The organism is Streptomyces sp. NPDC017448, assembly GCF_044330565.1.
Classification (GTDB): Bacteria; Actinomycetota; Actinomycetes; order Streptomycetales; family Streptomycetaceae; genus Streptomyces.
In genome coordinates, this window is sequence record NZ_JBIRLM010000018.1 from 81,125 (window position 1) to 92,507 (window position 11,383).

Annotated in this window: 9 protein-coding genes and 3 pseudogenes; 6 read left to right on the forward strand and 6 right to left on the reverse strand. The window is 68.5% G+C overall.

Translation table 11 applies throughout. From position 1 onward, the window contains the following. Nucleotides 1-167 precede the first annotated feature (167 nt). The 3 genes and pseudogenes from ACH4K1_RS25695 to ACH4K1_RS25705 all read left to right on the forward strand — a co-directional run bounded on the left by ACH4K1_RS25695 (nucleotide 168) and on the right by ACH4K1_RS25705 (nucleotide 2,250). Nucleotides 168-1,142, forward strand: a complete 975-nt coding sequence (locus ACH4K1_RS25695) for a carbohydrate kinase family protein (RefSeq protein WP_398091823.1) — start codon at nucleotides 168-170, stop codon at nucleotides 1,140-1,142. A gap of 105 nt (nucleotides 1,143-1,247) precedes the next feature. Then, on the forward strand, nucleotides 1,248-1,373 hold the full coding sequence (locus ACH4K1_RS25700) for a hypothetical protein (RefSeq protein WP_398091824.1): 126 nt from the start codon (nucleotides 1,248-1,250) through the stop codon (nucleotides 1,371-1,373). 129 nt (nucleotides 1,374-1,502) lie between these two features. After that, nucleotides 1,503-2,250, forward strand: a pseudogene (locus ACH4K1_RS25705) (transposase family protein). Between the two features lie 187 nt (nucleotides 2,251-2,437). On the opposite strand, the gene ACH4K1_RS25710 reads toward ACH4K1_RS25705, so the two are convergent. Beyond that, nucleotides 2,438-3,472 carry a hypothetical protein gene (locus ACH4K1_RS25710; protein WP_398091826.1) on the reverse strand — a complete coding sequence of 345 codons (1,035 nt, stop codon included), beginning with the start codon at nucleotides 3,470-3,472 and terminating at the stop codon, nucleotides 2,438-2,440. A 335-nt stretch (nucleotides 3,473-3,807) separates the two neighbouring features. Between ACH4K1_RS25710 and ACH4K1_RS25715 the strand changes: the two genes are divergently transcribed. The 3 genes from ACH4K1_RS25715 (at nucleotide 3,808) to ACH4K1_RS25725 (ending at nucleotide 5,408) form a co-directional block, all read left to right on the forward strand. Next, nucleotides 3,808-4,056, forward strand: a complete 249-nt coding sequence (locus tag ACH4K1_RS25715; RefSeq protein WP_398091828.1) for a hypothetical protein — start codon at nucleotides 3,808-3,810, stop codon at nucleotides 4,054-4,056. Then, complete coding sequence (locus ACH4K1_RS25720) at nucleotides 4,032-4,268, forward strand: hypothetical protein (RefSeq protein ID WP_398091830.1); 237 nt, start codon at nucleotides 4,032-4,034, stop codon at nucleotides 4,266-4,268. The genes ACH4K1_RS25715 and ACH4K1_RS25720 overlap by 25 nt, the downstream gene beginning before the upstream one ends. 177 nt (nucleotides 4,269-4,445) lie before the next feature. Then, nucleotides 4,446-5,408, forward strand: a complete 963-nt coding sequence (locus tag ACH4K1_RS25725) for an alpha/beta hydrolase (RefSeq protein WP_398091832.1) — start codon at nucleotides 4,446-4,448, stop codon at nucleotides 5,406-5,408. Nucleotides 5,409-5,482: 74 nt separating this feature from the next. Here the strand turns inward: ACH4K1_RS25725 and ACH4K1_RS25730 are convergent. The 5 genes and pseudogenes from ACH4K1_RS25730 to ACH4K1_RS25750 form a co-directional block, all read right to left on the reverse strand. Further along, nucleotides 5,483-5,824, reverse strand: a pseudogene (locus tag ACH4K1_RS25730) (leucine zipper domain-containing protein); the annotation flags it as partial. Between the two features lie 261 nt (nucleotides 5,825-6,085). Next, complete coding sequence (locus ACH4K1_RS25735) at nucleotides 6,086-6,745, reverse strand: hypothetical protein (protein WP_398091834.1); 660 nt, start codon at nucleotides 6,743-6,745, stop codon at nucleotides 6,086-6,088. Between the two features lie 272 nt (nucleotides 6,746-7,017). Further along, nucleotides 7,018-7,446: pseudogene (locus tag ACH4K1_RS25740) on the reverse strand (OsmC family peroxiredoxin). Between the two features lie 421 nt (nucleotides 7,447-7,867). Then, the gene (locus ACH4K1_RS25745; protein WP_398091836.1) at nucleotides 7,868-10,441 is read right to left on the reverse strand and encodes an FtsX-like permease family protein; all 2,574 of its coding nucleotides are present in this window, start codon (nucleotides 10,439-10,441) and stop codon (nucleotides 7,868-7,870) included. Continuing rightward, a complete protein-coding gene (locus ACH4K1_RS25750) occupies nucleotides 10,441-11,223 on the reverse strand; it encodes an ABC transporter ATP-binding protein (protein ID WP_398091838.1) in 783 nt (260 codons plus the stop codon). The genes ACH4K1_RS25745 and ACH4K1_RS25750 overlap by 1 nt, the downstream gene beginning before the upstream one ends. Nucleotides 11,224-11,383 lie beyond the last annotated feature (160 nt).

Genomic DNA, 11,383 nt, shown 5'->3' on the forward strand with positions numbered 1-11,383 from the left:
CCCGCCGGGCGGGGGGCGGTCGGGGCGGGGGGTGGGCCCCGGCCGGGGCCCCCGGGGGGGGGGGCGGGGGGGGGGGGGCGCCCCGGGCCCCCCCCCCGCCGGCCAACGCCGCCTTCTCCCTCCCGCGCCGCGTCCACCACCGGCCATAGCTTCGAGGAGCGCCGTCCATGCGTATCGCCGTCACCGGGTCCATCGCGACCGACCATCTGCTGACCTTTCCCGGCCGCTTCTCCGAACAGCTGATCAAGGAACAGCTGGAGCGGGTGTCCCTGTCGTTCCTCGCCGACGCCCTTGAGGTGCGCCGGGGAGGCGTCGGCGCCAACATCTGTTTCGGACTGGGCCTGTTGGGGCTGGAGCCGACTCTCGTCGGCGCAGCAGGAGCGGACTTCGCGGAGTACGGCGCCTGGCTGCGGTCGCACGGCGTGGACACCTCCGCCGTCCGGGTCAGCGAATCCCTGCACACCGCACGGTTCGTCTGCACCACCGACGAGGACCAGAACCAGATCGCCACTTTCTACGCCGGTGCCATGGCCGAAGCCCGCCGGATCGACCTGGCATCTCTCGCGGACCGGCCCGAACTGGTGCTCATCGGCGCCGACGACCCTGAGGCCATGCTCCGACACACCGCCAACGCCCACCGCCTCGGCATCCCGGTGGCGGCCGATCCCTCGCAGCAGCTGGCCCGCCTCGACCGCGACCAGGCCCGTCAACTGGTCGACGGGGCGCGGTGGCTGTTCACCAACGAGTACGAGGAGGCACTGCTCGTCGAACGCACCGGATGGTCCAAGGCCGACCTCCTCGATCGCGTCGGCACCTGGATCACGACCTTGGGCGCGGACGGGGTCGCCCTGGTCCGTGGCGGCGCACCCGCACTGCGGATCCCGGCCGTGCCCGTGGAGCGGGTCGCCGATCCCACGGGGGCGGGGGACGCCTTCCGCTCCGGCTTCCTCGCTGGTACGGCATGGGGGTGGCCGCAGGAACAGGCGGCGCGACTGGGCTGCGCGCTGGCCACCACGGTGCTCGAAGCGATCGGCACCCAGGAGTACAAGCTGGCCCCGACCGATCTGACAGCGCGCATTGAACGCGCCTACGGCCCCGACGCGGCGCGCACCGCGGAACCGCGACTTGCCGAACTCCGCTGACGCGGACAGTCGCCGTCAGCAGCTTGTTGCTATACAGGTATGTATAGTTCTTGTCAGGAGCCTTCCCGTAGCTCGAACCCGAGCCACAACTCAGGGAGATGCCTGATGCGGACACTGCTTCACAAAGCCTGGAACCTGTTGCGGGACATCGCGTACGGCGTCAATGCGGGGCACGCCATCAGGCTGGGGCTGAAGGCTCCCGCCGACAGGCGCTGCGAGACGTCGTCCTGACGGTCGCCCGCCACTGGGCTTCTTCGAGTTGGCCACCGATCGGGTGATGGACCGTGAATCAGAACGGACGAGGCCCCGAGCTGTTGATCGAGATGTTTGACGTCTCAAACACGTTGCTTGGGGGCCTCGTTGGTTATCCATCCTGCCGCACTCGACCTGCCACATGCGCTCGTGGAGTGGGTCACCATGCTGGTTGTCACTCGTGAGGACGACCGGCGCTGCAAGCTCCGTCCGTCTCAGCGGGCGATGGTGGCACTGGTGTACCTACGAGAGCACACCACTCTGGCGAAGATCGCCGCCGGGTTCGGGATCAGCGAGTCCACCGCCCACGCCTACACCCACGCGGTTATCGACCTGCTCGCCGAACGAGCACCAGGTCTGCTCAAGTCGCTGCGCGAGCACGACCCCGACTTCGTCCTGCTCGGCGGTGCCCTCGCCGAGTGTGACCGGGTCGGCGACGGCCAAGCCGACTACTCCCACAAGCACCGGCGCCACGGCGTGAACGTGCAGGTCGTCACCGACTCAGGCGGCCGGCTGCTGTGGATCTCGCCTGCCCTGCCAGGCCGTACCCACGACCTGACCGCCGCCCGTACCCACCGGATCATCCGGATCTGCGAGCGCGAGGGTGTTCCCATCCTGGCCGATCTCGCGCCCCAAGGCGCCGGGCCGTGGCTGACGACCGGCATCGAACGCAAGCCACTGCAGGAACTCATCCCCCGAGAAGACCCTCAACCGGGCACTGGCCGCAGCACGAGCACCCGTGGAACGCGGTGTCGCGAGCCTGAAGTCCTGGCGGATCTTCCCCAGGTCCCGGTGCAGCCCCAACCGCATGACGTCAATCGCCAAGGCCATCCTCACGCTGGAGAGGCAACTCTGAAAGAGCTCAAGGATCCGGTAGGTGAACGGTCCGCACACCGGCCGGCGGGTGGCTGGATCGACTCCGGCCACCATAGAGCTCACACTGCCGGACGGACAGACTGTGCGGGCCCCTCGACGTCATGCCCCTGGAGGGCCCTGCGGGGAGTCGGGGTCCGGCGGCCTCCGGCCCTGCCGTGCCCGCGTCTCTACGGCCGGGCGTCGGGCTCCGGAGGTACGGCGGCCTCCGCCACCGAGCTTGCCCAGCCCACCATGGCGCGGTCCTCAAGGCCGTCGTGATCGGGCTTCAGAGCGTGGGCACAGTCGTGCCCGTCGTGCTGGATCGACACACCGGTCCACGGGAATGCCGGCCACCAGGGCGATTCGTCACCCACCTCGCCCGACACGGACCAGAACGTGACGAGTTCCCGCCTGCTCTCGGTCAGCCACTTGAAGGCGCCGAGGCGGGCGAGAGGACGGCGGCTCTCGGCGATCCGGGTGCCGTCGCAGGTTCTCAGCGCCCGCCCGCTCGGCTGCGGCCAGTCGTCCACCTCGACGCGGTCGGCCCGCGCGACGGCGATGTCCGCCGTGAAGCGCAGCAGATCGAAGCGGTCGAGAGGTGCCTGGGCGCGGAGACTCGTGTGAATCCTCTCGTCGGGGCCGATCCAGGCGTAGTCCTCGCCGACCGGGCTGACCTGGATCGTCTCCGGGGCGCCGTAGTCGGCGAACGGGTTGACCCGGGCGGCAGCGCCGTAGTTCCCGCCGGTGATCCTCCCGTAGTCCAGCTCCTCAGGAGCGACGGGCGACCGGCCGACCGTGACACGGGTTCCACGGACCTCGTAGAGGGAGGTGAGCATTCTGATGGACGTCTTCCCCTTGTTCTCGACCGATACTGAGAGGCTGAACTCGATGTGGTCGCCGGTCCTCTCGACGTCCTCAATGGCGTTCTCGACCGCGACGACGGGCGGGGCGTTGGACGGTTGGTAGTAGGAGGCGTACCAGAACTGGGGGAGGGCGAGTGCCGCCGCGAAGAGAGTCCCGAGCGCGCCGATTCCGCCCGCGAGCAGGGTCGCCCGGACGGGCCTCTCTTCACTCGCCGCGGGGAGCGGCGCCGATTCGGGCCGGGTGAACCCGTCCCCGTACAGCAGGAGCCCGCGAGCACGCCCGCGATGACGACAAAGACGGCGGAGGCGGCCAGGACTGGCTGGAGGACGAAGTTCGACTGGACTCGGTAGGCGATCCACAGCGCGACCGCGAGAGCCGCTCCGTCGGCGCACCGCACCGTCCAGCGGTAGGGCGCGGTGCTCGTCCCGTGTCGCAGTGCGACCGTGCAGCCGACAACGGTGGCGACACCGGCCACCAGCTCGTAAGGCATCGTCATGCCCCGTGCTGAATAGTTCCCTACAACCTCTTCGTCCGTCCGGATCGACCAGTCGGACGATTCGATCACGTATCCGGTCGATGTCGTGCTTTCGCTTCAGCGACCACTGACGGCCGCCTTGCTCCGTGCACTGCGCAGCCACCACGTGATCCCGACGATGAGTCACAACTGGGAATCGAACAGGCCTACAGTTCTCTGTTGCACAGGTTGGGAACGCCCCTCACCATCCTCGACGTGCCCGATCAGCGGTGGAACAACGCCTTCGAGCAACGACTCGGGGCTCACAGCATCATCTCGTCGGTGATGGTGCTCGCCCCCGCGGGGTCGGACTCGGTGCCCCTCCCACTGGCGGACGCCGTGAACGTCATCTGCCGGGACACCCCGCCGAGGGAACCGGCCGGCTGGATCGTGGCGGAGCGGAGATGGATGAGCTGCGCCTGCTGCTGAGCACCACGGGAGAACCGATGAGCCGACGGGCGCTGCAGGACAGGATCACACGACTTGGCGAACGTCTCACTGCCGGTGGCGTGTCCGTCAACTGCATCACTCAGTGGGGACGTACGGCGTTTCTGGGCCTGAAGGACGTCGGCGACGAGGCCCGCGGTAAGGGCATCGACCGCAGGGGCCGGGTTCCGGTGCTCGACGGACCGGCGACTTGACCGCCTCACGCGCACAGACCCCGCCCGTTTCAGAATTCGGCGGTCTCGTAGCGCATATCAGCGTCGATGGACTCAACCCAGACCTTGCCAAGGCAGCAAGGCAGTTTCGTTGTCCGTGCGGGATGCCGCTCATGATGGCCACCTCTGCCCGCCCCTGCCTTCATCCGAGGATCAGCCATGCCTGCCATGACACCGCCGATCGACGCCGAACTCGCCTCCAGGGTCGACCTCGACACCCTGCGTATCACCCTCACCCATGACGTCATCAAGAAACAGCGCAGCCTGAGCGCGGCGGACCCGACCCTCGAAGCACTGCGCGGCGACGGCGCCTTCGTGATCGAGGAGCACCTGGCCTCGGTGGACGTACCCGCAGACAGGCCGGACGTGCCCGTGCTGGTGTGCCGGCCCGCGGCTGCGGCCGGGCGGCTGCCGGTGCTGTACTACCTGCACGGTGGGGGCATGGTCATGGGCCACGCCCGGCAGAACCTCGACTACGTTCTGCAGCTGGCCGCGGAACTCGATGCCGCCGTCGTCTCCGTCGAGTACCGGCTTGCACCCGAGCACCCCCACCCCGCCGCACTCGAAGACTGCCTGACCGGCTTGACCTGGCTCACCGCACACGCCCAAGACCTCGGTGTCGACCCCGAGCGGATCGTCCTGCTGGGCCTCAGCGGCGGGGGAGCCCTGGCCGCCGGCCTGGCCCTGTACCTGCGCGACCACCTCGACCTGCGCCCGCTGGGACACATGCTGGTCTGCCCCATGCTCGATGACCGCAACAACACCCCCTCGTCCACCCAGTTCGCCCACCTGGGCGGCTGGAATCCCGCGACGAACGAGGCCGCATGGAACCACGTACTGGGCGACCGCCGCGCCACAGCCCATGTGCCGGCCTATGCCGCACCCGCCCGCGCCGAAGACCTCTCGGGCCTGCCTCCGGTCTACCTCGAAGTCGGCGCCGTTGAGATGCTCCGCGACGAAATCGTCACCTACGCCACCCGAATCTGGGCAGCCGGAGGCCACGCCGAACTCCACGTATGGCCCGGCGCCTTCCACGGGTTCGACTTCTTCGCCCCCACAGCTGCCCTCTCCCGCCACGCACGCACCGCCCGGCTCCAATGGCTCCAACGCATACTCACCTGACGTGCAGGACTGATTACCACAGGTAAGAGCCCGAACTTCACCTGCGTGGTCGTCGCGCCCCCGTGTTCCGGGGCAAGACCGTTCAGCCCGTGACGAGCCAGAATCCGGTGGACGGTCGAGGCGGGCAGGCCGAGAACCGGGCCGCTCCGCGCGGGTCCGAGCTTGCGCGACCGGCGCAGATCGCAGACGCGGGCCTCGATCGCGGCCGGAGTGCGGTGCGGCGTCGTCCTTGGCCTGCTGGAGCGGTCGGCCAGGCCCGCCTCGCCTTCGGCCCGCCACCGCCGAACCCATGTATGGGTGGTCGCCCGCGAAATGCCCACCTCGGCAGCGACATGGGTGACGGGACGGCCGGACGTGACTCGTTCGACCAGCAGACGCCTCCCGAAGACCGTCAGCCGGGCATTACGGTGGGACACGAAGACCTCCGTGTGGTGCGTTCCTAGACAGCTCCACCACACCGGAGGTCTTCGCCTTTGATCAAGGCTCCCGTGTCAACAACGCGCGTGATCAATACACCTAGACGCCACCTCCGCGGCCACGCCCCTGCCCTCCTTCACGCAAGGGGGCAAGCCGCCGTGAACGGTTCCGGCAACAGCGGCGCCCTGCAATGCACCTGCATTGCACGGCGCCGCTGCTCTCTGGTGGTGGCGCTGCCGACCCTGTGCGAAGTCAGGCGATCACTGATCGTCGACAGCCGGACCCTCGTCCGGTGCCGTCCGCTCGGTGATACGTGTGGCTACGCCCCTTTTCAGAACCACGTCCGCGGCAACCGATCCGCTGTTCGTGCCCCTCTCCAGTTCGTCGAGGGAGCACCGCGTCGTGGCCCTGGTGCTGTACGTGCCGCACAGCACGCCGGCACCGTAGACGCCTGTGCTGTCCGTGACGAAGAACTGCTGGTCCTTCCCGTTCGCGCTCACGATGTACTTGCCCGGTGCCAGGAACTCGATCGTCCCGTTGGTGAAGGAGCCGCTCACGCCACTTGCGACACCGGCAGGACTCCGTCCCGCCGCGAAGTCGTCGCGGGCGGCGCTGTCGTCCCCTGCCGGATTGCCCGCGTCTTCGGCGGGGGCACCCTGATCGGGCGACCCGCCTGGCTCTCCGACGGCCGATTCCCCATCAGCCGGCTTGCCAGCGTCATCAGTGGAAGAATTCCTGTCGGGTGACGTGCTCGTCCTGTCGGCATCGGATTTCTGATCGGCGGACTTGCCGGCCTCGGAAGAGGCCGTGGCGGCGGCCTTCGTCTCCGTGTCGTCCTGTGAGCAAGCCGTGAGACCACATGCTCCGGAAACCAGAATCGCACCGAGCGCGAGTGCGCGCGCACCCCGCGTGTATCGCATGAAGTATCTCCTGTGAGAAAGGGAGCCGGGGCGACGAGTCCGCCCGCTCCGGTATCGGAATGACGCAATTACCATGCGCAGGTCAGTGGAGCCCGAGAGGCCGAGGGGCCTGAGCCATGACTCTTTCGTCACCACTTATGGCTACGCAGCAAATGAAACGGCGCCCTGGAACCGCCACCTCGGCAATGGTCCGGTCACACGGTGACTGCGCATCTGGCGTAGAACACCGTGCCTCTCGAAAGGAGGCACGGCGGTGCTGAACGAGAATCGAATCAGATGGGTATGGCCGACAGCGTGACTGGCGTGCCGGACAGTGCCTGGCTCACCGGGCAATTCACCTTCGCGTCCTCGGCCGTGGTGACGAACGCGTCGTTGTCGACACCTTCGACAGAACCCTCCACGACGAGATGGATACCGGTGATGCCCTTACCCGGTCGGAACGTCACGTCGGCCGAGGTGACGAGCCTGGTGGGCGGCGTGCCCGCTTCGGTGAGGCCGCGCGAGAGGGCCATGGAGAGGCGACTGGAGTGGGCGGCGGCGATCAGTTCCTCGGGACCGGTCCGTCCGTTCGCCTGCCTCCTCGGCGCACGGGCCCCGAGACCGGCTGCTCACCTGTGCCCGACGAGTCGAAGGTTCGCGATGCCGTTGCCCTCGGGCGGATCGCCGTCCCAGACGGTACGTGCGGAACGCTTGATCGCCATACTGAATCCCTTTGTGCCTTGCTGCGCTTGGAAGATCAAATATGCGGACGGACCACAAAGTACGAAGCATTCGCGCCACGAGGCCCGCGAGTTGCCCGAACGAGCAGTTCTTGAACAATGGGTGAGCTGTTGTCAGCTCACAGCCGTCGGGCGACGGCGATGGGTTCGGCGGAAGGAGGCACGCCCCCCTGGCGTCCGAGTCCCGTCGCCTCCGTTCGTCCGTATCGCCACCCGCCCTGGACTCGCCGGCACCCGTGATCGGAATCGCCGAGGCCGCTGGGGATATCCGGGCACACGGCGACGGTCGGACGTCACCTCACGGACGGCTCGGCCTCCTGCCGGACCTGTGCCGCGGAAGCACCGTTGGACGCGCGACGTGTGAACCGGACCGGTTTCGGACCACACGCTCCCGTGCCGCGCTCTACTCCTTCACACCAATGGCGTCCACCGGACGCGCCCGCAGCATCCAACGTGTGGGAAGCATTGTCCCCGCCACGCTCAGCACTGCCGTGGAGCCCAGGACAGCCAGCCAGCCCCACACCGGGACGGTCGGCCACGGGCCACCGGTCAACGCCGTCGCCACCAGGACCAACGGTGGAACGGACAACAGGACGCCCAGAGCGGCGCCGACGACCACCACCGCCAGACTCTCGCGTCGCATCATGCCCAGCATCTGGGAGCGATTCGTGCCGGTCAGCCTGAGCAGAGCGAACTCCCGTCTGCGCGCTGTGGTGTTCATCGCCTGGGTGTTGATGATGGTGATGGCCGTGTAGGCGATGATCAAACCGACCACCAGGTAGTTCACCCACGCCGTCGCCCGCTGCTCCTCGACCTGGTCATCAGCCGCCAAGGCGCCGGTGACGGTGGTCCCCGGGTAGTCGTGTGCGAGGGCGGAGAGCTGTCGACCGATACCCGTGGCGCCGGGCGCCGACCGCACCAGGACGGACTGGTCCACTCGGTCCGTGGTGTGCGAGAGCAGCAGATCGTGGTCGAAGGTGAGGTCGGCGAAACCGAACCCCCTTCCATAGACGGCGATCACCTTGCCTTCGAACGCCGTCCCGTCGCCCAAGCGCAAGTGCGCTTGGGCGCCGACGTCCAACCCCAGCCATGAGGCCGCTGTCGTGCTGATGGCCACCGTCTCCTGCGACAGAGCGGACAGGTCACCCTGGCGTACGTCCAGGTCGAGCGTGTCGGTCAGAGCACGTGGCTGAACCCCTTGAGCGCTCAGTGACACGGTCTCCTGTTCTCCCAACAGCGAGCCCACGCCGACGGCCTTGGTCCGCACCAGACCCGTCGCCGCTGCCACTCCGCGCAACTCGGCTGCCTTATAGGCAAGTTGCGGAGATATTCCGGTCGGACCGGTCAGTACGTGGTCGGCGACAGTACCGGCACGGATCTCATCGGCGGATTCACTCAGCTGGGTGGTCTGGGTGAAGACGACTGTCGCGCCGAAGGAGACCGCCAGGATGAGTGGGGTGACGGCTCCGGCCAACCGGGCCGCGCCACTGCGCGAGTTGACCGCGGCGAGCCATCCGGTGACACCGGTCCGGCTGAGCAGCGGTGCCAGCAGCCCGATCGCCGTACGGGTCAGGGGCGGACCGAGTACGGCTGCGGTGATCGCGAGCAGTAGGACCAGGGAGTTGGCGAGCCCGACGAGGGTCAGGAAGTCGGCCCTGTAGCCCATCCCCAGGCCGAACACGGCCACGGACAGAACGACCAGGACGGCGCCGGTGACGGCACGGCCCCGACCGAGCCGGGTGGGCTCGGCGGCGGACTCACCCAGCGCCTCGGTGGGGCGGATACGCGCTGCGCGCCGGGAGGCGACGAAGGCAGCCGCCACGGCGGTCACAACGGTCGAGGCGACGGCGATCAGGAACGGGAGCGGGCCGATCACGGGCCTGAAGTCGGGCGGAACGATGCCGCGCCCGGCGAACTGCGCACTGAGCCAGTACACGACGCCGGCCCCCAGCGGACAGGCGATGACGCCCGCGACCATACCCGCTGCCGCCGACTCCGAGGCGATCATGCCGTACATCTGACGTGGCGTGGTGCCGATCGCCCGCAACAACGCCAGCTCACGACGCCGGTGGCGGATCGCCAGCGAGGTGGTGGCGCACACGACGAAGACGGCCACCAGCAGGACGTTGCCGCCGATGGCGGTCGCCAGGTCGACCACGTTGGCCGCGCCGACGGCGACGTCGGCGAACTCGGCCCGGCCGCGATCGCCTCCCGTGTAGACGGCGCCGTGCTTGTCCGTCAGGGTGCGTTCGATCGCTGCTGCGACCGAGGACCGTGATGTTCCTGGAGTGGTGAAGACACCGAAGGCGTCCACTCCGTCGGCCGTGGCGGGGATCAGTCGGTCGAGGGCGGCGTCGGCTGCGAACAGTACCGACTGGCGGGGCGTCCGGCCTCCGTCCAAGGTGACCAGCCCGGCCACCTCGAAAGTGACCGGTGCGGAGACCGTCATGAGCCGGACGGACGAGCCGACCTTGAGGCCACTGCGGGCGGCAAGGTCGGAATCCAGTACGACCTCCTGGGCACCGCGAGGCCTGTGACCGGCGGCCAGGCGGAAGCCACCAAGGCCGAGGCCCTCCCAGTTGTGAACCTGGGGCGACGCACCGTTGTGACCGGTCACCGCACGGTCGCCGTCCAGAAGCCGGACCGTAGCGCCCCGGTCGGCCACCACGGAGGCGACCCCGTCCACGGCTGCCAGGTCATCACCGAGGGACGCGGGCAGCCGGAACCGTTCCGGCAGCGGCTGGGAGCTGCGGTAGGTGAAACCGTCTGCGGACTTCACGTCGAGTTCCGCCTTCTGCCCACCGGCGACGATCACCGACGCCTTCTCGTAGCGCTCGGGCGGCAACGCGGAGCGCAGGCCGGATTCGAGAAGCACTCCGCACGCGCTGATCACCGCCGAGGCCAGCATCAGGGCGACGAAACTCGCGGCGAAGGCCCCCCTGCGGGCGCGGAGCGTCGCGAGCGCGAGACTCAGCATCAGTGGGTCCTCCGCAGCTCGGACATCGCATGCTTGACCAGGTCCGCTGTGGGGCAGTCCATGCGGCGCGCCACCCGCCCGTTGGAAAGGAAGACGACCTGGTCGGTGTGGTGCGCCGCGACCGGGTCATGGGTGACCATGACCACTGTCTGATGCAGGTCGGTCACCGCCTGTCGGAGGAGGTGCAGAACCTCCAGGGCGGTGTCGGGGTCCAGCGCACCGGTGGGTTCGTCGGCGAAGATCACTTCGGGCCGGGTGATCAGGGCACGGGCGATGGCCACCCGCTGCTGCTGGCCTCCGGAGAGCTCGGAGGGACGGCGGCGCAGCAGGCCGGAAAGGCCGACCCCCTTCGTGATGCTTTGGACCGAGGCGCTGTCGGCAGCGGTTCCGGCCAGTCTCAGGGGCAGGGTGATGTTCTGCTCGACCGTGAGGGCGGGCAGCAGGTTGAACGCCTGGAAGACGAACCCGATACGGGTCCTGCGGTACTCGGTCAACCGGGTCTCGTCGAGTTCGGCCAGGTCCTGGCCATTGAGCTGCACGATCCCGGACGTGGGCCGGTCGAGACCTGCTGCACACTGCAGGAAGGTGCTCTTGCCTGAGCCGGACGGGCCCATGACAGCACTGAAGGTGCCGGTGGGTATCCCGATGCTGACGTCGTGGAGCGCTACGGCGGCCGACTCCCCGTGACCGTAGCGCTTGGTCACCTGAGTCAGTCGTACGGCGCTGCCGGTCGTGGGGGCAGGGGGGAGAGCCGGTGTCTTCCGGCTGCGTGCTCCGAGCATGGGGTCCTCGCTGGGTGATGCGGTGAGTGGTGCCTCCAGTCCATCGGCGGGCAGGCCTCCGGTCCTCCGCCCTCACGTCGAATCCGCGCCTCCTCCCGTCGGCGGAGGCGGGTGGAGGGTTCGGTCCCCAGGAGGAGCGAACCGGGCTGCTCTCGGGGAA